Raw genomic sequence first — 25,610 nt, 5'->3', positions numbered from 1 at the left:
CCAATCTGCCCCTAGAATAGACAGGCTTTTGTGGAAAAATTCGCCTTGCAAACAAAGGGAAGTTGACATATAATAGGAAAGCGTATTGTTCGTGTATGTAGCGTCAGCGCTTTTTATTTTGCCCTCGTGGTGCAACGGATAGCACGTAAGATTCCGGTTCTTAAAATGGGGGTTCGATTCCCTCCGAGGGCGTTAAATGCTTGATAAATAAGGGTTTTTCGAAGGTTTTAGATTCCAATGTCCGACTTTTGTCCGACTACCTCGAAAAACTCTTATTTTATTTGGTCCAACCAAGCACTCATAAAGGTATTCATTTTTTTCATTGTTTAGTTGTCTAGAACTTTTAGACATATGTTAACTACAAAGACAGGAGAATTTAGCGAACGAGTTATTGCACTGGATGACTTTACACTTGAAAGACTCAATGAATGGATTAAAGTTAGCTCTTCTAAAATGTGAAACCGGTTAATTAGTGGAGGGCTAGTAGTGGCAAGGCGAGTCGTAGAAACGTATGCAGTCAGTTTTGACCAGGAGAAGTTGCAAGACTTGAGTGTTTACAAAGAGTATGAGTTAAAGATAGACGTATGGCAGAGAATCTTTATACCATTATACGGGGTGTACTTTATAATCGATTAGTTGGGGGATATGATTCAAGTAATCAAAATTTGTATTATTTATCTTAAAATAAGTACTCTATATGTCTTAGGGGGACATAGCAGCTGTCACTAAAGCAGACCCAGTAATTGCGGCCAAATGACTAGAAAAATCAGCTAAACACTCAAAAATCATACATCCGTATTTTATCATATCAGCCACCTCCAGATGTCTTTTAGTTTTAAAAAGCATTTGTAGAACTATAAGTAGTACAAACAAAACTGCTATTGCCCCAACCGGGATGATGGCCCCCCTAAGACATATATATATATAATTATAAGTAAATAATACAGTGATAAGCAAAAAAATTAAAGAACCTTGTTTTTAAACAAGAAAGCATTAGCAGAAGCTAATGCAGGTTACTTGTTGTATTTGTCTAACAGGTATCTATAAAAAGCCATCGGATTACCGTTTTTCTCTTTACTTAGCTTTAAAGATGCCTCTTTTCCGACTTGAGATAGGGTATCTTTAACACCTCTAAGATATCCTATCTCGATGGCCCTATTATAACCAATGGATATGCCATCTTGTACTCCTTTTAGATAAATTGCTTGGTTAATATTTGATAAATTCTTCAAATAAATCACCTCCAAAATAGTAACTAATATTATTTTTGGATAAATTTATTTAGAAAATACTAGGGAATTTCATCGAAAGTCAAGTTTATCGAATTAAGTAAAAAGGTAGTTGGGTTAAAAAGCATATGACTAATTTCGATTAAGCCGGGCTCTCACAATTGAGAGCATTATGTTTTTTAAAATATTGATTAAAGCGCTAATGCGAGGATAATCTCTAAAACTGAATTGATTGAATCAATATATTCAGGGATACTCAATGTTCAGCTTACCTATACTTATATTTTGCTATTGGACAAGGATTATTCATTCTTTTGTAGAAAATAGTAACCAAAGGAGGGGATTTTATTAATGAAAAGAGATATGGAATTAGTTAGGGATTTGCTGAAAATTATCGAAATCAACGATGACAGGAAAGAGCTTGAAATCCCAGTAGATTGGGATAGAGAAGTAGTTGCTTATCACCTAAAGATTCTAGATCAAGCGGGATTTGTAAAAAATAACACTAAGTGGGCAGATAATCGTCCAATGTGGATATTTGCATCATTAACGTGGGACGGACATGAATTTCTGGATTCAATTAAAGATAATGCTATTTGGAATAAAACCAAAGAGGGTATTAAGGGAAAAGGACTAGAATTTGGTTCTGTCCCACTTGAGGTAATTAAAGAATATGCAAAATTACAAATCAAAAATCTGTTTGGATTAGAATAGGTATCCGTCGGGGATGCTTTTTTCTTTGCAGGAATATATCTCCTTTTGTCGAACTTAGAGGAAGGAGAGTGATTGTTTTGGATATTAGAATTATTAGTGCGGTAATTTCTGCTGGAGTCGCTTTACTTATTGCGGTGTTAAATCATTTTGTTATAACACCAATAAAGGAGAAAAAGGCTAGCAAGAGAGAGAAACTAAAAAAGCTCTATGCTCCATTATATAGTTTAGTTATTGCAAGAATAAATATAAGCAAGGCTCAATCAGTTATTCAAAAAAAGATAATGTTAGGTACAGCAAAGCCTTCCGTGTGGCTAAATAGTGACTTTATGAATAACCTATTTCTCGAACAATCTGGGTATGCAAGCGATCAACTCATTGAGGAATGGGTTAAGTATAGTGGTAGCATGAAGAGCCTTACTACTGAAGCAGGAGCTAGACCATTTGTTGTTCAATTAGTTAAAGATTATAACAAGTTAAAAAAAGATTTGAAGTTAGCTTACAGTAAAGACGAGTTAGAAACAGGAATTCCAGATATTTTAAAAGGCGTTGAGTTATTAGATTAGCATCCTTCGGGGTGCAACGGATAGCACGTAAGATTCCGGTTCTTAAAATGGGGGGTCGATTCCCTCCGAGGGCGTTATAACTATTGTATAATAAGGCTTCTATGCATTTGCATAGGAGTCTTTTTGTTTTCGAACTACCTAAAGAAAACAATTTACGATATTTGTAGGAATGAATATTACCTATACTACTTTCTACCTGGTTTTTTTGAACTGCAAAATATTAAGAGGGTTTCAATCTTCTCATGGAGAATAATGTGAAGGGGGGAGTTCATAATGAATATGAGAAAACTACAAAAACCAGAGGAATGTAATCAATAATTCTAAAAGGTGGGGATTCGCATTACTATTGCAACTGTTGACATCAAAGTATCAAATTATGAATTAGACCTAAGTGGTCGTGAAAAGAAAATTTTAGCTGTATTACTCTTAAACCTATGTGCACAAGCGAATGCACAGACTATAGCACAAGATATGGCTATGAACGCGTTAGAAAAAGATGCTGAGGATATCATGCATTTTCAATTTGGTTGGCAATCTTCTCTCTCCCTAGAAAAATATCAGGCATTTAAAGCCGGGGTAGAACGAAGATTTAAAACAGCTTTACAAATGTGTGAAGTAGAGGGGAACCACATCACATTCATTGAAAATAATTATTAATCAAGTGCAGGGGACCTATTGGGTCCTCTTTACCTTAGAAGGAGATTTAGTATGGCAAAGTATAAAATGATCCTCTTCGATCTAGATGGCACAATCTCTGACCCGAAAGAAGGAATCACAAAGTCAGTTCAATACGCATTACAGAAGTTGGGCATAAACGAACCTAACTTAGACAAGCTGGAACCTTTCATTGGACCACCACTTCAACAATCATTTGCTGAACAATATGGTTTCGCCGAAGAAAAAACTCAACAAGCCATAGATTTTTACCGAGAAAGATTCAAACAAAAAGGTATGTATGAGAACGAGTTGTATCCCGCAATCCCTCAACTATTAAAATCCCTCCAAGAACAACATCTTACTTTAATAGTAGCAACCTCGAAACCAACCATTTTTGCGGAACAAATCGTAAAGTATTTTAATATTGATCAATGCTTCGCTCTTATTGTCGGGAGCAATCTAGATGGTACGAGAACATCAAAAACAGAAATTATCAAGTACATTATCGACAAATACAAGGAACATCCCCTAGAGGATTTCATCATGATTGGAGACCGGAAACACGATATTATCGGCGCAAAGAATTGCGGAATCGATTCAATCGGTGTCACCTATGGATACGGCTCACCTGAAGAACTCAGCGAAGAATATCCAACCTACATCGTCCAATCCATAGACGACCTCATAAAAATCTTAACCAATTAAATACCGTGTTAACTCCCATAACATTACCATTCACCAATTCCCGTGCTTCATGTAAAATGAAGAAAGGGGGAATGTGAGATGAATTTGAAGCCTGGTTTATGGCAACAGCAAACTCTTAAACTTCAAATGACGCAGGAATTGTCTCAAGCGATTGCGTTATTACAATATTCCACTCAAGAGCTGGCCTCTTTTCTAGAGGAAAAAGCGATCGAGAATCCCCTCTTGAAGATCGAGCCTGGACAAACGATCGATCCTAAGCGGGTTCGCTCCAAAGGGAAAGTTCCAAAAGACAAACAAAGCTGGATTGAACAAATCGGTTCAGAAAATAAAACATTAGATGCATACTTGCAGTCACAAATAAATATGAGGCGTCTTTCGAACGAAGAGCGTATCGTCATCGATGAACTCATCTATCATATTGATGAAAATGGGTATCTTTGTGCAAGCGCAGAAGAGATCGCTACCAAATTAAAGACATCACCGGACAAGGTTGAAGAGGGGCTCACCCTTATTCAAGAATTGGAACCGGCAGGTATAGGGGCAAGGGACTTAAAAGAATGTCTCCTTTTGCAGCTTACACGCCAAGAACGAAAACATGAGCTTGCAGAAAAAATCATTCAAGACTACTTCACTCTTTTTGCTGAAAAGAAGTGGAAAGAGCTTGCGAAGTTGCTAAAAGTGACTCCAGCTGAGATTCAGCAAGTGTTTGATGCCATTCAAGTCTTAAATCCGAGACCAGCATCAATCTTTCAAAGGGATCCGGCGGTTTATATTATTCCGGATGTGGTTATAAAATGGGATGGAGAAGCATTCAGCATTAGCGTCTTTGATGAGGCTTTGCCGAAAATCAGCTTCAATGACCAATACTACAAGCAATTTGCATCACATCAAGATAAACAAGTTGGCCGTTTTCTTCAAGAAAAGCAGCAGGATTATTTCTGGATTGTCAGAGCACTCGAACAAAGGAAAGAAACATTAACAAAAGTGGCTGTGAAAATCGTGGAGAAACAGCAGGACTTTTTTACAAAGGGACCGTCCTACTTGAAGCCGATGACAATGAAGGATATTTCAGAGGAATTGGAAATTCATGAGTCAACCGTGAGTCGAGCTGTGCGGGAAAAATATGCGCAAACGCCATTTGGGTTATACGATTTAAAATTCTTCTTCTCGAGTACGATTCAAACGACATCGGCAGAGAGTGCATCCTCGCGACAAGTGAGGGACCAAATCAAAACGCTCATCGAACAGGAAAATAAACAAAAGCCTTTGTCTGACCAAGAAATTGTAAACGCACTCAATGAAGAAAATGGAATTGTCGTCTCGCGCAGAACGATTGCAAAATATCGGGACCAGCTCGGGATCCCGTCTTCTTCCAAGCGAAAACGTTATGAATAGAGAGGTTCAAGCAGTGAAAACAATAGTGAAGCTATATACCCGAAACGGCTGCCATCTTTGTGAAAATGGCAAGGCGATTCTTTTAAAATTGAAACAGAAATGGGATTTCCACTATATAGAGGAAGACATCGAGGCAAGTGATGAATTAACGGAACAGTATGGATTAATGATTCCGGTGATTGAAGTCGATGGGGAAGAAGTTCAATTCGGACAAATCGATGAATGGACGATTGAAGAAGCACTTTTGCAAAGAGCGAAGCTACTTTCTTAAAGTTTAACCTTTTCATCGAGCCCATTTTACAAAAAACAACACATATAGCTTGAAATCTAAAAACACCCCTGTTAAAATGAAATTGTGGCTGGGGTGATTTTTTTTGGTTCGAGTGGGACATAATACGTCCATAGGGGACAAAAAAGGACCACAAAGGATTAAAAGGAGCAAATCATGAGTTACTCATTGGTAGAGATACAAAAAAGATTATTACCTGATTTACTTCCTGTTATGCAAAGGAGATACGATATTCTCCAATACATAAGCTTGATGGAACCAGTCGGAAGAAGAAGCCTCTCTGTGAGCTTAGGGCTTACTGAAAGAATTCTTCGCGGTGAGGTTTCCTTGCTCAAAGAGCAAAATCTTATACATATCGCCAGTATCGGGATGAGCTTGACGCCTGAGGGTCATGAGGTTCTTGAAGGACTTCAAACCATGATGAGAGAGCTATCTGGCTTAAACTCATTAGAAGAACAAATAAAAAAGCGTCTTGGCGTCGAAAAAGTCATCATTGTATCTGGGGATAGTGATGAGTCTCCTTGGGTCAAGAGTGAATTAGGAAGAGCAAGCGCAACTTGTATGAAAGGAATGCTTGAGGGAGAAAATATAATTGCTGTGACTGGGGGCACCACGATGGCAGCTGTTGCTGAAATGTTAACCCCGGAATTAGGCAAGGACATTCTCTTTGTTCCTGCAAGAGGTGGAATTGGTGAAGACGTAAAAAATCAAGCCAATACCATTTGTGCGAAAATGGCAGAAAGAGCCCAAGCCAAGCACCGTGTTCTTTATGTTCCAGACCAAGTAAGCAGTGAGATGTATCAAACGATTGTGAAGGAACCGTTGATTCATGAAGTACTAACCTTAATCAAATCCGCAAACATTGTTTTGCACGGAATTGGAGATGCTATCACAATGGCGGAACGTCGAAAGACATCTGCTAGTGACCTTGAAAAACTTCGTGAAAAGAAAGCTGTCAGCGAAGCATTTGGCTATTATTTTAACGAAGACGGGGAAATCGTCCATAAGGTTCATACGATTGGATTACAGTTGAAGGATATTGCAGACGTTGAACATGTCATCGCCGTAGCTGGAGGAGCATCAAAGGCAAAAGCCATTCGCTCATATATGAAGCAAGACCGGCAAAACACCATCTTAATTACAGATGAAGGCGCCGCAAAGGAATTGTTATTAAGTTAATTGTTGATTAAGTAAATTTCATATTAAGTTTTTGTGGAATTTGCCTAAACAGGCTAAATTTTAGCCTAATATATATTAGAGGAGGAAATAAACATGGCAGTAAAAATTGGTATTAATGGTTTTGGTCGTATCGGCCGTAACGTTTTACGTGCAGCTTTAAGAAATCCAAACGTAGAGGTAGTAGCAGTTAACGATTTAACTGATGCTAACATGCTTGCTCACCTTTTAAAATATGATTCTGTACACGGAATCCTAAACGAAGAAGTGTCAGTTGATGGCGATTCTTTAGTAGTAGGTGGCAAAAAGATCAAGGTTATCGCTGAGCGTGACCCGGCTCAATTAGGTTGGGGAGACCTTGGAGTAGAAGTAGTTGTTGAATCAACTGGACGTTTCACAGATCGTAAAGATGCTGCGAAACACTTAGAAGCAGGTGCAAAGAAAGTTATCATCTCTGCTCCAGCATCTAACGAAGATATCACAATCGTTATGGGTGTTAACGAAGACAAGTACGATGCAGCGAACCACCACGTTCTTTCAAATGCATCTTGTACTACAAACTGCTTAGCTCCATTTGCGAAAGTATTAAACGACAAGTTCGGAATCAACCGTGGTATGATGACAACTGTTCACTCATACACAAATGACCAACAAATCTTAGATTTACCACATAAGGATTACCGTCGTGCTCGTGCAGCTGCAGAGAACATGATCCCAACTTCAACTGGTGCTGCTAAAGCTGTTGCTCTAGTATTACCTGAATTAAAAGGTAAATTAAACGGTGGCGCTATCCGCGTTCCAACACCAAACGTTTCTTTAGTTGACTTAGTAGCTGAGCTTGGTAAAGAAGTAACTGTTGATGAAATCAACGCTGCTTTAAAAGAAGCTGCTGAAGGCGATCTTAAAGGAATCCTTGGTTACAGCGAATTACCATTAGTATCTGGTGACTACAATGGTAACACTGCTTCTTCAACTATCGATGCTCTTTCTACTATGGTTATGGAAGGCAACATGGTTAAAGTTATTTCTTGGTACGATAACGAAACTGGTTACTCTAACCGTGTAGTAGACTTAGTTGACTATATCGCTAAAAAAGGTCTCTAAGATAAGGTTTTAATCCGAATTGGATTTGGATATTAGGATGCGTAACATCTAGGTAATGCAAAAAGTGCATAATTTTACCACTAACTGCGTATTGCTAAAGGTGTTAATCATCGAATTACTTGAAAAAGGGGAGCGGGGAAGATTCCCCCTCTCCTTTTCTTATTTTAGGAGGTCATGTGATGAATAAGAAGAGTGTTAAGGATATCGATTTAAAAGGCAAAACGGTATTTTGTCGTGTGGATTTCAACGTACCAATGAAGGACGGACAAATCACTGATGAAACACGTATTAAAGCAGCAATTCCAACAATTCAATACCTAATCGAAAATGGTGCTAAAGTTCTTTTAGCAAGCCATTTAGGTCGTCCAAAAGGTGCTGTTGTTGAAGAATTACGCTTAACTCCAGTGGCAAAGCGTTTAGGCGAGCTACTTGGAAAAGACGTGAAAAAAGTTGACGAGGCTTACGGCGAAGCTGTTAAAGCTGAAGTTGCAAAACTAAACGAAGGCGACGTTCTTGTGCTTGAAAACGTCCGTTTTTACCCAGGTGAAGAAAAGAACGATGCAGAATTAGCGCGAGGCTTCGCAGAGCTTGCAGACGTGTATGTGAACGATGCTTTTGGAGCTGCACACCGTGCTCACGCTTCAACTGAAGGTATTGCTCATCACCTTCCAGCTGTTTCTGGACTTTTAATGGAAAAAGAATTAGATGTTCTTGGGAAGGCTCTTTCTAATCCTGAAAGACCGTTCACTGCAATTGTTGGTGGAGCAAAGGTTAAGGATAAGATTGGGGTTATCGAAAATCTATTAGATAAAGTAGACAACCTAATCATCGGTGGAGGACTTGCTTATACTTTCGTAAAAGCTAAAGGTCATGAAATCGGAAAATCTCTTTTAGAAGAAGATAAAATTGATTTAGCAAATAAATACATGAAATTAGCTGAAGAAAAAGGCGTTAAGTTCTATATGCCTCTTGATGTAATTGTTTCTGACGATTTCTCTGAAGATGCAAATACTAAGGCTGTTTCGATTGAAGAAATTCCTGCTGATTGGGAAGCACTTGATATTGGACCAAAAACTCGTGAGCTATATGCAAGCGTAATCCAAGATTCTAAGCTTGTAATCTGGAATGGACCAATGGGCGTGTTTGAATTAAACAAATTCGCTAATGGTACAAGAGCAGTAGCTGAAGCGTTAGCAGAAGCAAATGATACATATTCTGTTATTGGTGGTGGAGATTCAGCAGCAGCTGTTGAAAAATTCCATCTTGCTGACCGCATGAGCCATATCTCAACAGGTGGCGGAGCTTCACTTGAATTCATGGAAGGAAAAGTTCTTCCAGGTGTCGTTGCTTTAAAAGACAAGTAATCATTACCGATACGAGAAAGGATGAATTTCTTTGCGTAAACCAATTATTGCAGGTAACTGGAAAATGCATAAAACAATCTCTGAAGCGAAAAGCTTTTTAGAGGAAGTAAAAGGTTTAGTTCCTTCAAATGAGAAGGTAGATTCAGTTGTTTGTGCACCTGCGTTATTTTTAGACAGCTTAGTAGAACTTTCTAATGACTATGATGTAGAAATCGGTGCACAAAACATGCACTTCGAAGAAAGCGGTGCGTTCACTGGCGAAACTAGCCCAGTAGCTCTTGCTGATATCGGCGTAAAATACGTGATTTTAGGACATTCAGAGCGTCGTGAAATGTTCAATGAAACAGATGAAGCAGTGAACAAGAAAACTCTTGCTGCGTTCAAACATAATTTAACTCCAATCGTTTGTTGTGGGGAAACTCTTGAAGAGCGTGAAAGTGGAAAAACGAATGCATTAGTTGGAGACCAAGTGAAAAAAGCATTAGTTGGTTTAACAGCTGAGCAAGCGAAGCAAACGGTTATCGCTTATGAGCCAATTTGGGCTATCGGTACTGGTAAATCTTCAACATCAGCAGATGCAAACGAAGTATGTGCACATATTCGTTCTGTCGTAGCTGAGCAATTTTCACAAGAAGTGGCAGATGCAATCCGCATTCAATACGGCGGTAGCGTGAAGCCTGAGAACATCAAAGAATACATGGCACAGCCTGATATCGATGGCGCTCTAGTTGGTGGAGCTAGCTTAGAGGCTCGTTCTTTCCTTCAATTATTGGAGGCAGGTCAGTATGAGTAAATCACCTGTTGCTTTAATTATTCTTGATGGCTTTGCATTCCGTGATGAAGTGAAGGGAAATGCTGTTGCCCAAGCGAAAAAGCCAAACTTTGATCGCTTGTGGAACCAGTTCCCACATTCTCAACTAACTGCTTCTGGTGAGGCGGTTGGTCTTCCGGAAGGCCAAATGGGAAACTCTGAGGTTGGTCACTTAAACATCGGTGCTGGCCGCGTTGTTTACCAAAGCTTAACACGTGTGAATGTTGCTATCCGTGATGGTGAGTTTGTTGAAAACGAAACAATCAATGGTGCAATGGATCACGCGAAAAAGAATGGTACAAACCTTCACCTGTTCGGATTACTATCTGATGGTGGCGTACACAGCCATATTCACCATATGTATGCTCTATTAAAAATGGCTGCTGACAAAGGTGTGGAAAAAGTCTACGTACATGGCTTCCTAGATGGCCGTGATGTTGGTCCACAAACGGCACCTACATATGTGAAAGAAACATTGGGGAAAATGAAGGAGTATGGCGTTGGCGAGTTTGCCACTATTTCTGGTCGCTATTATTCCATGGACCGCGATAAGCGTTGGGAGCGTGTAGAGAAATCCTACCGCGCAATGGTTTATGGAGAAGGTCCAACATACTCTGACCCATTAGAACTAATCGAGGATTCTTATAAAAATGGAATCTATGACGAGTTCGTTCTTCCTTCTGTCATGACAAAGGAAAACGGTGAGCCAGTTGCAACCATTCAGGACAACGATGCTGTTATTTTCTATAACTTCCGTCCTGACCGTGCAATTCAGATTTCAAACACGTTCACAAACAAGGATTTCCGTTCTTTCGATCGTGGAGCGAAACATCCTGAGAACTTGTATTTTGTATGTATGACTCATTTCAGTGAAACAGTGGACGGATATGTTGCGTTCAAACCAACAAACCTAGATAATACTCTTGGTGAGGTTTTATCACAAAACGGCTTAAAGCAACTTCGTATTGCTGAAACTGAAAAATATCCACACGTTACCTTCTTTATGAGTGGTGGACGTGAAGCTGAATTCCCTGGTGAAAAGCGAATTCTAATCAATTCTCCGAAGGTTGCTACATATGATTTACAGCCAGAAATGAGCGCGTATGAAGTAACAGATGCTTTGCTTGCTGAAATCGAAGCAGACAGTGTGGATGCGATTATTTTAAACTTCGCAAACCCTGATATGGTTGGCCACTCTGGAATGCTTGAGCCAACAATTAAAGCCATCGAAACGGTTGACGAATGTCTTGGCCGTATCATTGATTTAATTTTACAAAAAGGTGGCGCAGCGATTATTACAGCTGACCACGGAAATGCTGATGAGGTTGTAACCTTAGAAGGCAGCCCAATGACAGCTCACACAACAAACCCTGTTCCTGTTATCGTAACGAAGGAAGGTTTGGAGCTTCGTGACGGTGGTATTCTTGGTGATTTAGCACCAACAATGCTTGACCTATTGAAAGTAGCAAAGCCAGCTGAAATGACTGGTACTAGCTTAATTAAGTAATGATTTCGGACACTGTTTCTGGTGTCCCCCAAATACTAATAAATTTTAGGAGAGATGAACAATGCCTTATATCCAACAAGTATATGCTCGTGAAGTTTTAGATAGCCGCGGTAACCCAACTGTAGAAGTAGAAGTATTAACTGAGTCTGGTTTCTTCGGACGCGCTCTTGTACCATCTGGTGCATCAACTGGTGAATACGAAGCTGTTGAACTACGTGACGGAGACAAGTCTCGTTACCTTGGTAAGGGAGTTCAAAAAGCAGTTGATAATGTAAACAACATCATCGCTGAAGAAGTTATCGGTTTAGACGTAACGGATCAAGTTGGAATCGACCGCTTAATGATCGAGCTTGACGGTACTGAAAACAAAGGAAAATTAGGAGCTAACGCTATTCTTGGTGTATCTATGGCTGTTGCACATGCTGCTGCTGACTCTGTAGGTCTTCCATTATACCGTTACCTTGGCGGATTCAACGCTAAGCAATTACCAACTCCAATGATGAACATCATCAACGGTGGTTCTCATGCTGATAACAACGTTGACTTCCAAGAGTTCATGATTTTACCTGTTGGAGCTCCAACTTTCAAAGAAGCAATCCGTATGGGTGCTGAAGTATTCCATGCATTGAAAAAAGTTTTATCTGACAAAGGTTTAAACACTGCTGTAGGTGACGAAGGTGGATTCGCTCCAAACCTTGGTTCTAACCGCGAAGCACTTGAAGTAATCATCGAAGCAATCAAAGCTGCTGGTTACGAAGCTGGAAAAGACATCTTCCTAGGTATGGACGTTGCTTCTTCTGAGTTCTTCAACAAAGAAACTAAAAAGTATGACTTAGCTGGTGAAGGCCGTACAGGTTTAACTTCTGAAGAAATGGTTAATTTCTACGAAGAGCTAGTTAACGAGTTCCCAATCCTTTCAATCGAAGATGGATTAGACGAGAACGACTGGGATGGCCACAAGCTTTTAACTGAGCGCATTGGCGGAAAAGTTCAATTAGTTGGAGACGATTTATTCGTAACTAACACTAAGAAGCTTGCTCAAGGTATCGAACAAGGGGTTGGTAACTCAATCCTTATCAAAGTTAACCAAATCGGTACATTAACTGAAACTTTTGATGCTATCGAAATGGCGAAGCGCGCTGGTTACACTGCAGTAGTTTCTCACCGTTCTGGTGAAACTGAAGATGCAACAATCGCTGATATCGCTGTTGCTACAAACGCTGGTCAAATCAAGACTGGTTCTATGTCTCGTACTGACCGTATCGCGAAGTACAACCAATTACTACGCATCGAAGACGAGCTTGGCGATTTAGCTATCTATGATGGATTAAAATCTTTCTATAACTTGAAGAAGTAATTTAAGTTAGGTGGGGCGGTCCCTTTTTGGGGACCGCCCTTTTGGTGTTGGTTTGGGCATTTGACCGATATATTGGCTGTTTTGACCGATATATTCGAAATAAGACCGATATATTTTGAAAACGACCGATATAACATCTATTTTGACCGATATGATCAGAATTTCGACCGATATCCAGAAATAGAGATTATCTTTTCATAGGATCACAGTAGATTCTACCTTTATTCGACCCTGAAAAAGGTAACTCCATCGCCTTTAACATCCTTTTTGCACTCGTATCCGACCTCAAATGCACAAAATCCCGAAATTGTTTATTCGTAATTGAATCCCCAAACAAATGAAAGTAATCCGTAACTGCTGAAACATGTGCTTTTTTATCTTTCATACCACATCCACCGCAATACCAAGTTACATTCTGCCGAATCATCGGAATTCTGCCACATCCTGGACAGCGAACTCCAGTATTAATATCACCAATCCTCAACCCATATTTCACTAGCACATCAATATCCTCTGGTGTATGACTTTTTAATAGTAGCTTTGATAGTTTTCGGACCTCTTTAGAATCAAGTATCTCATTCTGATAACGACTATCCACCTCAGCAATCTTCTCTAACAAGCTGTGGCCATGCACAACCTTCTTCATTGCTTCTCTATTTTTGGGACTCGTTTTAACGATAGTAGAGGGATCGCTAATCACAACGAAATATTCAATGGGGAGTGTGATATTGTGGAGTTTTAAAAGGCTTCGCAGCTGATGTTGGTGCCATTTAGCCTGTGAAATGGGATCTTGAAAGCCTTCTTCTTTTTCATTGGCAATACGGATCATCTGTTTGAAGTCTTCATCAAAATAGAGGGTTCCAAAGAAGTTCTTGCACTCGAGGATCAATGCGTAGCGTACGGTAAGAACAAGATAATCAATTTGAAAAAAATATTTTCCACTTGGAAGGCGGAGGGAGTGGAAAATGTAGTTTTCCTTTTCAGGGAGGAAATCGAGGTAATAGCTGACGGCTTTTTCACCCCGGTAACCTTTCAAATATCGCGCTAAATTTGCTTGCATAAATGCTGTTTTAGGGTGGGCAAGGTGAACTCGCGGCAATAAAGATTCGAGTTTTGGTACTTGAATGGGGATTGATAACTTTTTTATATTCAATCATATCTCTCCTTTCGCTATATTATTTCGCTCGACTGCACAAAACTCCTCTAAGGAATTTTCCTTTTTTATAGAGTTTTTTTACGTATCGCCGATACAATTCATTTTTCGCCGATATATCTCCAAAATCGCCGATATCCAAAGGTTCCACAATCAGAATCTCCTCTATTGTTCAAAAATTTAAAGTATGATAAAATATGAGATACTGTGAAATGTTCGTTTCAGGAGGTGGACTTCATGCATACTTTGTTCATTACATTGCTTGTAATCGTATCAATCGGATTAGTTATTGTCGTACTTCTGCAGTCTGGTAAAAGCGCAGGCCTATCTGGTGCCATCTCTGGTGGAGCGGAGCAGCTTTTTGGAAAACAAAAAGCTCGTGGACTTGATTTAATTCTCCACCGCATTACCATCGTTTTAGCGGTACTATTTTTCGTTTTAACCTTCGTGGTTGCTTATTTAGGAGCATAAGAATAATCGGAACCTGGCCCCAACAAACGGCCAGGTTTTTTAATTTAATCAGATTGAAACTCAAGCCGTTTCAGTGGATGATCCATACTACCATTGTTTAAACTAAAAAGAGATAAAGAGCTAAAAGGAGTACTTACATATGAAAATTTCACTACCAAAACCTTTTACCTTTGAGAGGGGAAAGAGAGCGGTCCTATTCTTGCACGGTTTTACGGGGAATAGCTCAGATTGTCGGATGGTTGCACGTCATCTTGAAAAACAAGGCTACACTTGCCACGGAATTCAATACAAGGGGCATGGCGTACCGCCTGAAGAGCTTGTCCACACTGGTCCAGAAGATTGGTGGAAGGACGTAATGGAGGGCTATAACTATTTAAAAGATAAAGGTCATAACGAAATTGCCGTCGTTGGATTGTCACTTGGCGGTGTCTTCTCCTTGAAATTAGGGTACACGGAAAAAATCAAAGGGATTGTCACGATGTGTGCACCAATGTACCTGAAGAGTGAAGAAATCATGTACCAGGGTGTACTTGAGTATGCTCGTGAATACAAGCGACGTGAAGGGAAAACACCGGAAGTAATCGAACAGGAAATGGCTGAATTCCAAAAGACGCCGATGAACACTCTCAAGGCACTGCAAGGATTAATTGCCGAAGTAAGAGAGAACATTGATATGATCTATGCGCCAACCTTTGTCGTTCAAGCGCGTCACGATAAAATGATTAATACGGACAGTGCGAATATTATCTATAACGAGATCGAATCACCTGTCAAAGAAATTAAATGGTATGAGGAATCTGGCCATGTCATTACGTTTGACAAAGAAAAGGAACAACTTCACGAGGATGTGTACAGGTTTCTAGAATCACTAGATTGGGAAGAATAATTAGAAAAGAGAGAAGGAGGGAAACCTTTGGACGAAAATATTAAACAACATATAGACAGACTCCTCACTTATATGGAGGATGAGGCGTACAAGCCACTAACTGTCCAGGAGCTTGAAGCTGCATTTGGTATCGAAGACTCAGCAGACTTCAAGGACTTTGTAAAAGCGCTTGTCAAAATGGAAGAAAAAGGTCTCGTTGTGCGTACGCGTAGCAATCGTTATGGCTTACCTGGCAAAATGAACCTTGTTCGTGGAAAACTTACTGGGCATGCGAAGGGATTCGCGTTTGTGATTCCAGATGAGCCAGGATTAGATGATATTTTTATACCACCGAATGAAACGAATAACGCCATGCATGGCGATACCGTGTTAGCCCGTGTTTCTTCAGAAAGCTCTGGCCAACGAAGAGAAGGGACGATTGTCCGCATTCTTGAGCGTGGCATTCAGCAAATTGTTGGTACATACACGGAAAGTAAGCATTTCGGTTTTGTGATTCCGGATGATAGCAAATTTGGAAGTGATGTGTTCATTCCAAAGTCTGCTTCTAAGGGAGCTGTCGAAGGGCATAAGGTCGTTGTGAAATTAACCACTTACCCTGAAGGAAGAAAGAGTGCGGAAGGTGAAGTTGTCGAGGTTCTTGGTCATAAAAATGATCCTGGTGTCGACATTTTATCCGTGATTCATAAGCATGGACTTCCTGGTCCGTTTCCAGAGGATGTTTTACAACAAGCAAACGAAACGCCAGAAACCATTTCGGAGGACGAGATTAAAAATCGTCGTGACCTACGCGATCAAGTCATTGTTACCATCGATGGTGCTGACGCGAAGGACTTGGATGATGCGGTTACTGTGACGAAGCTTGATAATGGAAACTATAAGCTTGGGGTTCATATTGCTGATGTGAGTTACTATGTCGAAGAAGGGACAGCGATTGACGTAGAAGCGGCGGACCGTGGAACGAGCGTCTATTTAGTGGACCGTGTAATTCCGATGATTCCACATCGTTTATCAAACGGAATTTGTTCACTAAATCCGAAGGTTGATCGTCTGACACTGTCTTGTGAAATGGAAATTGATGCAGATGGTCACGTGGTGAACCATGAAATTTTCCAAAGTGTCATTAAGACAACGGAAAGAATGACGTACAGCGATGTTAACAAGATTTTAACGGAAAAAGATGAAGAGCTTATCCAAAGGTATGAACCATTAGTTCCAATGTTTGAACTGATGGAGGAGCTTGCGCAAATTTTACGTAATAAAAGAATGCAGCGTGGGGCGATTGACTTCGACTTCAAGGAAGCGAAAGTGCTTGTCGATGAAGAAGGCAAACCAACCGATGTGGTTACACGCGAACGTTCGGTGGCAGAGCGCTTAATCGAAGAGTTCATGCTTGCAGCGAACGAAACAGTGGCCGAGCATTTCCATTGGTTAGATGTTCCGTTCATCTATCGTATCCATGAGGATCCGAAGGAAGACAAGCTAAGACGATTCTTCGAATTCATCACGAATTTTGGCTATATCGTCAAAGGAACAGCGAATGAAGTCCATCCGCGTGCATTGCAGGAAATCATTGAAGAGATCCAAGGCAAGCCAGAGGAAATGGTTGTTTCCACAGTCATGCTGAGATCGATGCAGAAAGCGAAATATGATCCGGAGAGTCTGGGACACTACGGGTTATCAACGGAGTTTTACACGCATTTCACTTCGCCAATTCGTCGTTATCCAGATACGATTGTCCATCGCTTAATTCGTACGTATTTAATCGAAGGAAAACTGGACCAAGCAACGAGAGATAAATGGAATGCCCAGCTTCCGGAGATTGCCGATCACAGTTCGAAAATGGAGCGTCGTGCGGTTGATGCAGAGCGTGAAACGGACGAACTGAAAAAAGCAGAGTATATGGCAGATAAAATCGGCGAGGAATACGATGGTATAATCAGCTCTGTGACGAATTTCGGGATGTTTGTTGAACTGCCAAATACGATTGAAGGTTTGGTTCATGTTAGCTATATGACCGATGATTATTACCGTTATGATGAGCGTCATTATGCGATGATTGGTGAGAGAACGGGGAAAGTGTTCCGCATTGGGGATGAAATTACAGTTCGTGTTGTGAAAGTCGATAAGGATGAACGCGCGATTGATTTCGAGATTGTCGGAATGAAGGGTGCACGTCCAAGAAAGCTAGAAGAACGAAAAGTCTTCAAAACAGGTAGTTCTGAGAAGAAGCCTCGTAAGAAAGAGTCTTTGAGTCGACCTGGCAAGGATGATAAAAAACCAGGAGCTCCACGAAAGAAGAAAAAGCATTATGAAAATGCCCCGAAGGCTAAGCGGAAAAAGAAAAGATAATGAGAGGGAGCCAAACATTTGGCTCCTTTCGGCGTACATATGAGCGGATATCGGAGTTTATTTGATTTTATCGGCGAAAAATGAAATATATCGGCGATTTTCGAGATTTATCGGCGAAAATTAGAATTTATCAGCGAAATGCCATTTTTTAAGCATATTCGTATTTGTGACAAGGTCTTTTTTTTGCTAAAATAAAGGGCAGTCAGTAAGGGGGAAATCATATGCCTAAAGGCGCTGGTAAGGTTATTGCCCAAAATAAAAAAGCGTTCCACGATTTTTTTATTGAGGAAACGTTTGAAGCGGGGATTGTTTTACAAGGTACAGAGATTAAGGCGATTCGTGCAGGGAGAGTGAATCTAAAGGATTCTTACGCTCAGATTAAAAATGGTGAGATGTTTTTATTGGGGATGCACGTTAGTCCTTATGAGCAAGGGAATCGTTACAATCACGACCCACTTCGTACGCGAAAGCTTCTTCTTCATAAGAAAGAAATCAACAAGCTGATTGGAGAAACGAAGGAAGCTGGTTATTCGATTGTTCCCGTAAAGCTATATTTGAAAAACGGTTTTGCGAAGGTGCAAATTGGTCTTGCGAAAGGTAAGAAAAAGTTCGATAAGCGTGAAGACTTGAAGAAGAAAGAAGCAAAACGTGATATTGAACGTGCTTTCCGCGAAAGACAGAAAAGTTAAGGTAATTCTTACAGAACCTTACAATTGATTTGGAGTTTGTTTGTGATATAATAATAAATGTCACGAGGTTGTGACACTAACTGATAGCTCATCTATTTCGAGCATTCCGTTTCAAACCATAGTCTTGTTTGTGTGAAATACCACAGGCAGACATTTTATAATGGGGACGCTACGGATTCGACAGGGGTAGTTCGAGCTTAGGTTGCGAGTCGCGGGGATCGGCCGCGTACCAACGTCAAAGCCAATAACTGGCAAACAACAAAACAACTTCGCTTTTGCTGCTTAATTAGCGCATAGCGGTTCCTCCCTCCATTGCCCATGTGGTAGGGTAAGGGACTCACTTTAAGTGGGCTACGCCGGATTCCACCGTCTGAGGATGAAGGAAGAGAACAACCAGACTAGCTGACCGGGCGCCTGTCGATAGGCAGATGGCTCAGCGAAACATGAATATGTCGACTACACTCGTAGAAGCTTAAGTGCCGATATCTTTGGACGTGGGTTCGATTAGTTCATAGTCGCCTTATGTGGTAACACATAAGTGAAAATTCGGCTTTATCGGTGAAACCTAAGTCGTGAAAAACGATAGGGCAATGCCGAGCGGTATGTGGAGCAATCCAACAGCCGTGTATCGACTCATAGGCTGCCATCTTGGTAGTACTAGGATGCGAATTTCTATCTGGAATCAGATAAAAATTATGATTCGCATAATACGCCGAAGAACCTGATGCATGTCAGGTTCAAGATATAGTCAGTGCCATGACGAAAGCATGGAATAGCACGTCCCACCGTCTCCACCAAATACATATTTGGTGGTTTTTTATTTGTCTAGATTTCAAAAAACTTTTCCTCAAACAAAAGTTTTTCTTCTAATAATTCAAGACTATACTTACCATTCCGTGGAGTAACCTTGTCATAATTATCCAAAATCCATTTAGCCCGCTGCTTTTTCTTTTCAACCCTACGAAATACAGTAATAAGTTCTAGGATCTCTATTACTTTTTGCTTTTTCTTAATAGTTAATGTATATGAATCTTTATGTTTTTCTGGATTGTAGTTCTTCTTATTTAGAACAATACCACCAGTTAGCGAAGAGACATAATCTAATAATTCCTTGTCAGTGGATGCAATGGTAATACAAGGTCTACGATGTTCATTCTTATGAATTCGAGTAAGAGTAATCGAACCTTCTCCATCTATTATTCCTGCAAGATACGAAGCTTCCCAATCCACCACTAATAATCACCTCTAAATAGAACGTATGTTCCCTTACATTATATCTTATTTGTTAGTTTGAAAAAATTATAAATGAAAGAGAATATGAGTATTTTGTGTCTGAATTTTTCGTTGAAATTTTTGCAAAGTTAAAGTTTAAAAAACCTTATTGTCATCTTATTTACACAAGATATACAGCAAAATTAGGTGAAAATGAAGAAAGATTATAGAAATTTATACTTGAACTGAAGAGTAGCTTTAGCAAAAAAGGACTGTCTTTTTGACGGTCCTTTTTTGGTGAGGTTAACACAAATACTTTTTTGTACAGACTCTGCTACTTATTTATAGAGTTATTATTGCTCTAATCATCATTTTTGGAAGCTGTTTTGTCATCGATTTCAGCCCCCTCTACAATCTGGTCACCAATAGTACTACCTGAAACACCGCCTATGACAGTACCAATTAGTCCATATTGTGCGCCTATCATAGCACCAGCAACGGCACCATTTAAAGTTCCTGCTACTGCTGCTTCACCAAAGTCATTCTCAACATGATTAGCATTACTGCTAGCTTGATTGTTGTCGCTTTCTTCTACATTTCCTCCAAAGTTATTGCGTTCGTTACTCTGATTCATTTACTCACTTCCTTGTTTAATAATGGGGAATATGATCAAACCATCCTAAACATATACTACCCAGCTGAAGTAGTTTTACTCAATATATATTGCTTCAAGATATGTTTGTCTTATCGGTAGCCATATTTTCTTGTATAACCAACAGGTCTATAATTCAAGAAGGATTATCGTTTATTTTTGTTGAAGTTATTCTTTTAACGAAACAGAAGAGTTGAGGAACTAAATAAGTTTAGAGTTTATCTTAAAGTTTTAAGTTAGGGGTGATCATGTGGAGGTTTTTGGAATTATGGGGTTCTCATTCGGAGCTATGGGATTTACTTTCGGACTTATTGCTTTTACAACAGCAATGACTAGTAGTAATAAAGTAAAAGAACTTGAAAAGAGAATTGATGATTTAGAGGGGAAATCGTGAACAAAGTTTCAAGAAAAATGGTGCTTTAATGCGATAAGTTCAGTAGCTCATTGTACTATAGAGCAGTTTAGTCTATGAATAGTCATTAGCTTTTTTTCAACAATGTGCCGGATTACCATTAAACGATTGCGAAAACAATTCATTTTTGAAATAATTTGTATTAAAAGGAAGGGGATTTTCTACGAGTAAAATAAAAAGAAGGTGAGTAAATTGAGATTTTTAAAGGTTTTTGGAATTGGGTTCGTCTTGTTTGTTGTACTAATCATTAGTTTACTCATGGACACAAATGATCCTTCTACTAGAGATGGAATAGGGTTTTTAATTATTTTTGGTATTGTCTTTTATGTACCTATCTTATTTATTGTGGCACTTGTAATGCAGTTTGTGAAAAGAGGTAACAGTTAAGAAATATTGCTGTTTTTTTAATATACTTCCCAAATTAAAAAAGAAGTTGATGAGCTTTATGAAGGTATTAGTTTAAGAATATATCAATGATTTAACAAATCTTATTGATATTTTATGAAAAATACAGGGACCTTAATCGATGAAGGATTAAGGTCTCTTTTTTTTCGACTCTCAATTTATGAACTTTATATAAAAAATTGGAACTTTTTAACATGTAAGCCGTAAGTAAATAAAGGACGTTTATGGGGGGATACAATTGAAAAAGTTTTTAGCAGTGATTTTAACCATATTAATAGAAACAGGCTTATTGTGGGTAATATCTATTATTTTTAAATGGAATCTTATGGAGATATTATTCTTAGGTGGAGTAATAATATTTGGTTTATTATGGTTATTTTTGTTTTCTTCCAATCAAAGCCAAAACCAATACAATGCAGGTGTAAAAGGCATGACAGGGCAGGAGGTTGGAGGAGTAAAACTATTTCGATTCCGTTTATCTCCAATTACTTTAGGATTAGTTTTGTTTATGGTGCTAAGTTTATGTTTGACTATTGTGTACTACAAGGATTATTTTATCTAATCTAACGTAAGTCTTCTGTCACCAGATTGTTTTGAATAATATGAAGAAGAAATATACATAAAGTAACTTAAATTGAGAATATAAGAAAGACTTGAAGATTTAGTTGCTATAAACTAAATAATAATGGAATTATTGGAAAGGTTTTTATTAGAGGAAGTATTTAGGTATAAGGCCAAACAAATATATCTGTCTTAATCGAGGATTATGGTAACTAGGGGAATTAATATGGGTAAATTTGAGGTAAAGCGTATAAGCAATCTGTTGGATTTTGATTTGAATAGATTCTTAGAGCAAAGTAAAAAAGAGGGTTTTCGTATTGTAGAAAGATTAGTAACGGATTATAAAAATGGGAGTAATACTTTCAATCTTATTGGAGAAAGTTTATTTGGTGTTTTTAATGAAGAAGGTTTACTTGTTGCGATTGGTGGATTAAATAAAGACCCGTTTTCAAAAGAACAATGTATTGGAAGGCTTAGAAGGTTTTATGTTATTAAAGAGTATCGGAGAAACGGGATAGGAAGCCTTCTAGTTACAAAGTTAATTGAAGAAGCAAAAAGATATTATGAAATTTTGGTGCTTCATACAGATACTGAAGAAGCTGATAAATTTTATACTTCTCTAGGATTTTTAAAAAAGAATCTTTATCCGAGTTCAAGTCACTATATGGAGTTTAAAAGCTAAAGAATTTTTATACTAACGTGTAGATTTACCTAAAATTCTGTCTATTATATTAAGGGCACTCTTTTATGAAATATACATAAAATCAACCTATATCATTTGTAAGGGAGAAAAATGATGACAAATCCTATTCAAAGAATCGTTCCAAATTTGTGGTATGACAAGGAAGCAATTGAAGCGGCAGAGTTTTATGCTTCTGTATTCCCGGAATCATCAGTTACCAATATAACAACTCTCAAAGACACACCATCAGGTGACGCAGATTTAGTTATGTTTGAATTGTGGGGACAGGAATTCATGGCAATCAGTGCAGGACCGTACTTCAAAATTAATCCCTCGGTGTCTTTCACGGTTAATTTTGATCCATCCCGAGATAAAGATGCGAGTGAAAAATTAAGTGACGTTTGGAACAAATTGTCGGTAGGAGGCACTGCATTGATGCCTCTTGATAAATATCCTTTCAGTGAAAAATTTGGTTGGATTGAAGACAAATATGGTTTGTCGTGGCAGTTATTCCTTACGAATCCAGAAGGAGAAGAGCGGCCAGCAATCATTCCGTCACTGCTGTTTGTTGGAGATAAATGTGGTAAAACAGAAGAGGCCATTCAGTTTTACACATCTGTTTTTAAAAATGCAAAGTTAGGTCATATTGCTCGCTATCCTCAAGGAATGGCGCCTGATAAAGAAGGAACCATTATGTTTTCTGAATTCATGCTTGAGAATCAGTGGTTTACTGCAATGGATAGTGCACATGAACATCGATTTAGTTTCAACGAAGCCATCTCATTTATGGTCTATTGCGATTCCCAAGAAGAGCTTGATACCTATTGGGAGAAGTTGTCGGCGGTGCCTGAAGCCGAACAATGCGGTTGGCTAAAGGATCAATTTGGTGTGTCATGGCAAATTGTTCCGAAACAAATGGACGAAATGATGAGGAACGGAACACCAGAGCAAATTAATCGTGTCAATCAGGCTACTCTTAAAATGAAGAAACTTGATCTTGCAAAGTTACAGGAAGCATACAATGGGTAGTGAAAAAACTATGTCAGTTAATTAACGAATCTTTTTAAAACAATTTGAAGCTATTCTTCTTCAAGCAGGAGAATAGCTTTTTCTTGTTGAACTAGTTCAATAAATAAATCCAAGGAGATAAGGTTTTGAGATTACTAGTAATGTTGCAATCAAATGATTTGGGAGAAGTAGTGAATATAGATAGTGAAGTGATAGGAAACGATAGCAGGCATGATTACATCAAAAAGGCAATTGATGAAGCTAGATGCATAGGTGTCAAACATGAGAATGCGATTATGGGATACTTGATTTTTGATACCCACTTCTTCGATTGTAGTTTTATCTCGTTGATTATTGTTAAACCATCAGAGAGAAGAAAAGGATATGCCACGTCACTTATTCAGCATTTTATAAACATCGCACCTACCACGAAAATCTTTTCTTCTACGAATCAATCAAATAAACAGATGCATGAGGTATTTAAGAAAAACGGATTCATCCAAAGTGGGTATGTCGATAATTTAGACGAAGGCGACCCTGAGATTATTTATTATAGGAGCATATAAAGGGGATATACACTATGAGCTTTTACATAACAAGAGAAGATAATAATGAATACAAGAATCATATCAATAACGAGCTTTACAAGTTCAATTTAGCACATTTTCCAGAGGATTTAAGAGGGAGATATGAGCCAGTGAACCTTTATATTAAGGGTGAGAATGATGAGATTCGTGGTGGGATATTAGGTGAAATCTGTTGGAACTGGCTAGAGATTCACACGTTTATGATCGACGAAGATATTCGAAGAGAGGGTTATGGTACCAAATTATTAAAAGAAATAGAAACGATTGCAAGAGAAAGAAAGTGTGATTTTATCAAAGTAGATACCTTAAGTTTTCAAGCATTAGGATTCTATGAGAAAAATGGGTATCAAGTATATGGAAGTATCGATAATGTGGGTAGAGAGTTTACGCATTATTATTTGAAGAAAGATTTAAGTTACAAATGAATTCCCCCTATCGATAGTATGTTGAAATTATACATAAAAAGGAAATTGAGGGGGAGGCTTTAAAATTGATTTACATAAATGGTAGGTTAATAGTGTATCTAGCAATTATAGGATATTTGTTAATTCGCGGAATTTTAATAGGAAGAAAATATAAAAAGCAAATTCGTGTTGAGTGGGTAAAAGAGGTCCTAAGATTTCTAAGTGTGATATACATAAGTATGGTTGTTTCCGTCACGCTATTTCCAATAGCTTTAGGATTTAATGATGAATCCATCTATTTTTCACGTACACTAAATCTTGTACCACTGGCAAGTATAATCAAGGACTTCAATCAGATTGGAACAGCATATGACGGCGATATTATCTTTATGATTTCACTTATCGTTCGAAACGTGGGAGGTAATATTCTGTTGCTCATGCCGCTAGGGTTTTTGGCACCATTCCTGTGGAATAAGGCTAAAAGCTTGAAAGGAATTACCATTTTAGGCTTAGTATTCTCCGTAACTATTGAGTTACTACAGTTATTAGAAACTCTGGCTGGTGGATGGGGACGAATAACAGATATTGACGATGTAATTTGTAATGTATTGGGAGTCGCCATTGGGTTTCTCGTTTATATTGTTTTTATGCGTGCTGGTGAAAAATTGAAAATAAACATGATTAGAGACTTAAATACATAGTAAATACTTGTGTGGGGAAAAGGAGAAACTATGAAAACCAAAAACACTATAATCGTGTTGTCGGTCGTATTAAATCTCGTTTTAGGTTTTATGGTATACCAAGAAACGACTAAAGAGGATAAAGGACCTGTTAATGTAGGTTTATCATTTAAGGAAGCGGTAAGGGCGGAAAATTATGAAGTCGCTAAATCGCTTATGTCTGATGGACGTAAGGCTCATATCTCTAACGTAACATTAGAAGAGATAAATAAGGTAATGGGTGAGAACACGAGTTTTCATACTTATGAAGTGTTAACATTTGATAATGGAGAAATGGTTCTACTAAATTTAACTCCGGATAAAAAATATGAAATTCAGGATGTGAAAATTGTTCCTGAAGAAGTAAGAGGGATATTTCAATATCAAGAAATTTAGTACTTAAAATCGAATAGAGGCGAAACATTAATCGTCAAATAAATAAAGGGCGTCCTGAAAGTTCAATTGACTTTTTTGGCACCCTTAATTTATTTTCAACAACTTACATTGTACAGATGTCAATGACGAATCGATATTTTACTTGGGTCCATT

General features: G+C 38.7%; 30 protein-coding genes, 1 tRNA gene and 1 other RNA gene. 28 read left to right on the top strand and 4 right to left on the bottom strand.

Translation table 11 applies throughout. The features are described 5' to 3' along the window. The first annotated feature begins 120 nt into the window (after nucleotides 1–120). A tRNA-Arg gene (locus FAR12_RS01450) sits at nucleotides 121–192 on the top strand. Nucleotides 193–486: 294 nt separating this feature from the next. Continuing rightward, nucleotides 487–636, top strand: coding sequence for a hypothetical protein (locus FAR12_RS23210; protein ID WP_170972046.1), 150 nt, complete (start codon nucleotides 487–489; stop codon nucleotides 634–636). Nucleotides 637–1,013: 377 nt separating this feature from the next. Here the strand turns inward: FAR12_RS23210 and FAR12_RS01445 are convergent, their stop codons facing one another. Next, a complete protein-coding gene (locus FAR12_RS01445; protein WP_126405456.1) occupies nucleotides 1,014–1,232 on the bottom strand; it encodes a hypothetical protein in 219 nt (72 codons plus the stop codon). Nucleotides 1,233–1,580: 348 nt separating this feature from the next. On the opposite strand from FAR12_RS01445, the gene FAR12_RS01440 reads away from it, so the two are divergent. From FAR12_RS01440 to eno, 12 genes are all read left to right on the top strand, one after another. Continuing rightward, nucleotides 1,581–1,943, top strand: a complete 363-nt coding sequence (locus FAR12_RS01440; RefSeq protein ID WP_126405455.1) for a DUF2513 domain-containing protein — start codon at nucleotides 1,581–1,583, stop codon at nucleotides 1,941–1,943. Nucleotides 1,944–2,020: 77 nt separating this feature from the next. Then, nucleotides 2,021–2,506, top strand: coding sequence for a hypothetical protein (locus FAR12_RS01435; protein ID WP_126405454.1), 486 nt, complete (start codon nucleotides 2,021–2,023; stop codon nucleotides 2,504–2,506). A 327-nt stretch (nucleotides 2,507–2,833) separates the two neighbouring features. Then, complete coding sequence (locus tag FAR12_RS01430; protein WP_126405453.1) at nucleotides 2,834–3,163, top strand: hypothetical protein; 330 nt, start codon at nucleotides 2,834–2,836, stop codon at nucleotides 3,161–3,163. A 51-nt stretch (nucleotides 3,164–3,214) separates the two neighbouring features. Further along, entirely contained in the window at nucleotides 3,215–3,868 is a 654-nt protein-coding gene (locus FAR12_RS01425) for an HAD family hydrolase (protein WP_126405452.1), read from the top strand. Between the two features lie 78 nt (nucleotides 3,869–3,946). Beyond that, entirely contained in the window at nucleotides 3,947–5,263 is a 1,317-nt protein-coding gene (rpoN, locus tag FAR12_RS01420) for an RNA polymerase factor sigma-54 (RefSeq protein ID WP_126405451.1), read from the top strand. Nucleotides 5,264–5,276: 13 nt separating this feature from the next. Next, a complete protein-coding gene (locus tag FAR12_RS01415) occupies nucleotides 5,277–5,534 on the top strand; it encodes a glutaredoxin family protein (RefSeq protein ID WP_342772276.1) in 258 nt (85 codons plus the stop codon). A 174-nt stretch (nucleotides 5,535–5,708) separates the two neighbouring features. Beyond that, nucleotides 5,709–6,731 (top strand): sugar-binding transcriptional regulator, encoded by a 1,023-nt coding sequence (locus FAR12_RS01410; RefSeq protein WP_126405449.1) that lies wholly within the window; start codon nucleotides 5,709–5,711, stop codon nucleotides 6,729–6,731. A 93-nt stretch (nucleotides 6,732–6,824) separates the two neighbouring features. After that, nucleotides 6,825–7,832, top strand: coding sequence for a type I glyceraldehyde-3-phosphate dehydrogenase (gene gap, locus FAR12_RS01405; protein WP_126405448.1), 1,008 nt, complete (start codon nucleotides 6,825–6,827; stop codon nucleotides 7,830–7,832). A gap of 179 nt (nucleotides 7,833–8,011) precedes the next feature. Next, entirely contained in the window at nucleotides 8,012–9,196 is a 1,185-nt protein-coding gene (locus FAR12_RS01400) for a phosphoglycerate kinase (protein ID WP_126405447.1), read from the top strand. 31 nt (nucleotides 9,197–9,227) lie between these two features. Beyond that, nucleotides 9,228–9,989, top strand: a complete 762-nt coding sequence (tpiA, locus tag FAR12_RS01395) for a triose-phosphate isomerase (RefSeq protein WP_126405446.1) — start codon at nucleotides 9,228–9,230, stop codon at nucleotides 9,987–9,989. Further along, nucleotides 9,982–11,514 (top strand): 2,3-bisphosphoglycerate-independent phosphoglycerate mutase, encoded by a 1,533-nt coding sequence (gpmI, locus tag FAR12_RS01390; protein ID WP_126405445.1) that lies wholly within the window; start codon nucleotides 9,982–9,984, stop codon nucleotides 11,512–11,514. The genes tpiA and gpmI overlap by 8 nt, the downstream gene beginning before the upstream one ends. Nucleotides 11,515–11,575: 61 nt before the next feature. After that, nucleotides 11,576–12,871, top strand: a complete 1,296-nt coding sequence (gene eno, locus FAR12_RS01385) for a phosphopyruvate hydratase (RefSeq protein ID WP_126405444.1) — start codon at nucleotides 11,576–11,578, stop codon at nucleotides 12,869–12,871. Nucleotides 12,872–13,058: 187 nt separating this feature from the next. Here the strand turns inward: eno and FAR12_RS01380 are convergent, their stop codons facing one another. Then, nucleotides 13,059–14,024 (bottom strand): nuclease-related domain-containing protein, encoded by a 966-nt coding sequence (locus tag FAR12_RS01380; protein ID WP_126405443.1) that lies wholly within the window; start codon nucleotides 14,022–14,024, stop codon nucleotides 13,059–13,061. A gap of 237 nt (nucleotides 14,025–14,261) precedes the next feature. Between FAR12_RS01380 and secG the strand changes: the two genes are divergently transcribed. From secG to ssrA, 5 genes are all read left to right on the top strand, one after another. Further along, nucleotides 14,262–14,495, top strand: coding sequence for a preprotein translocase subunit SecG (gene secG / locus FAR12_RS01375; protein ID WP_126405442.1), 234 nt, complete (start codon nucleotides 14,262–14,264; stop codon nucleotides 14,493–14,495). Between the two features lie 139 nt (nucleotides 14,496–14,634). Beyond that, on the top strand, nucleotides 14,635–15,381 hold the full coding sequence (locus tag FAR12_RS01370; RefSeq protein WP_126405441.1) for an alpha/beta hydrolase: 747 nt from the start codon (nucleotides 14,635–14,637) through the stop codon (nucleotides 15,379–15,381). Nucleotides 15,382–15,453: 72 nt separating this feature from the next. Then, a complete protein-coding gene (gene rnr / locus FAR12_RS01365) occupies nucleotides 15,454–17,730 on the top strand; it encodes a ribonuclease R (protein ID WP_425456127.1) in 2,277 nt (758 codons plus the stop codon). Nucleotides 17,731–17,951: 221 nt separating this feature from the next. After that, nucleotides 17,952–18,419 carry an SsrA-binding protein SmpB gene (gene smpB, locus FAR12_RS01360; RefSeq protein WP_126405439.1) on the top strand — a complete coding sequence of 156 codons (468 nt, stop codon included), beginning with the start codon at nucleotides 17,952–17,954 and terminating at the stop codon, nucleotides 18,417–18,419. A 170-nt stretch (nucleotides 18,420–18,589) separates the two neighbouring features. Further along, nucleotides 18,590–18,926, top strand: a transfer-messenger RNA (tmRNA) gene (gene ssrA / locus FAR12_RS01355). 318 nt (nucleotides 18,927–19,244) lie between these two features. Here ssrA and FAR12_RS01350 read toward each other — a convergent pair. Beyond that, nucleotides 19,245–19,649, bottom strand: coding sequence for an LAGLIDADG family homing endonuclease (locus FAR12_RS01350; protein WP_246010269.1), 405 nt, complete (start codon nucleotides 19,647–19,649; stop codon nucleotides 19,245–19,247). Nucleotides 19,650–19,992: 343 nt separating this feature from the next. Then, a complete protein-coding gene (locus FAR12_RS01345) occupies nucleotides 19,993–20,265 on the bottom strand; it encodes a hypothetical protein (RefSeq protein ID WP_126405437.1) in 273 nt (90 codons plus the stop codon). Nucleotides 20,266–20,533: 268 nt separating this feature from the next. On the opposite strand from FAR12_RS01345, the gene FAR12_RS23205 reads away from it, so the two are divergent. From FAR12_RS23205 to FAR12_RS01305, 9 genes are all read left to right on the top strand, one after another. Beyond that, nucleotides 20,534–20,677: a hypothetical protein gene (locus FAR12_RS23205; RefSeq protein ID WP_158318908.1), complete on the top strand. Its 144-nt coding sequence runs from the start codon at nucleotides 20,534–20,536 to the stop codon at nucleotides 20,675–20,677. 210 nt (nucleotides 20,678–20,887) lie between these two features. Next, nucleotides 20,888–21,082, top strand: a complete 195-nt coding sequence (locus FAR12_RS01340) for a DUF4017 family protein (RefSeq protein WP_126405436.1) — start codon at nucleotides 20,888–20,890, stop codon at nucleotides 21,080–21,082. Between the two features lie 256 nt (nucleotides 21,083–21,338). After that, a complete protein-coding gene (locus FAR12_RS01335) occupies nucleotides 21,339–21,662 on the top strand; it encodes a hypothetical protein (protein WP_126405435.1) in 324 nt (107 codons plus the stop codon). Nucleotides 21,663–21,887: 225 nt separating this feature from the next. Next, nucleotides 21,888–22,343: a GNAT family N-acetyltransferase gene (locus FAR12_RS01330; protein ID WP_126405434.1), complete on the top strand. Its 456-nt coding sequence runs from the start codon at nucleotides 21,888–21,890 to the stop codon at nucleotides 22,341–22,343. Nucleotides 22,344–22,457: 114 nt separating this feature from the next. Continuing rightward, the gene (locus FAR12_RS01325; RefSeq protein ID WP_126405433.1) at nucleotides 22,458–23,372 is read left to right on the top strand and encodes a VOC family protein; all 915 of its coding nucleotides are present in this window, start codon (nucleotides 22,458–22,460) and stop codon (nucleotides 23,370–23,372) included. A 140-nt stretch (nucleotides 23,373–23,512) separates the two neighbouring features. Next, the gene (locus FAR12_RS01320; RefSeq protein ID WP_126405768.1) at nucleotides 23,513–23,917 is read left to right on the top strand and encodes a GNAT family N-acetyltransferase; all 405 of its coding nucleotides are present in this window, start codon (nucleotides 23,513–23,515) and stop codon (nucleotides 23,915–23,917) included. A gap of 14 nt (nucleotides 23,918–23,931) precedes the next feature. Then, nucleotides 23,932–24,363, top strand: a complete 432-nt coding sequence (locus FAR12_RS01315; protein WP_126405432.1) for a GNAT family N-acetyltransferase — start codon at nucleotides 23,932–23,934, stop codon at nucleotides 24,361–24,363. A 65-nt stretch (nucleotides 24,364–24,428) separates the two neighbouring features. Next, the gene (locus FAR12_RS01310) at nucleotides 24,429–25,043 is read left to right on the top strand and encodes a VanZ family protein (RefSeq protein ID WP_126405431.1); all 615 of its coding nucleotides are present in this window, start codon (nucleotides 24,429–24,431) and stop codon (nucleotides 25,041–25,043) included. A 30-nt stretch (nucleotides 25,044–25,073) separates the two neighbouring features. Continuing rightward, nucleotides 25,074–25,457 carry a hypothetical protein gene (locus FAR12_RS01305; RefSeq protein ID WP_126405430.1) on the top strand — a complete coding sequence of 128 codons (384 nt, stop codon included), beginning with the start codon at nucleotides 25,074–25,076 and terminating at the stop codon, nucleotides 25,455–25,457. Nucleotides 25,458–25,610 lie beyond the last annotated feature (153 nt).

Origin of the sequence: Bacillus yapensis (genome assembly GCF_005280205.1) — a bacterium.
In the GTDB taxonomy this organism is placed as follows: Bacteria; Bacillota; Bacilli; order Bacillales; family Cytobacillaceae; genus Robertmurraya; species Robertmurraya yapensis.
This window is presented reverse-complemented; position numbering and strand designations above follow the sequence as displayed.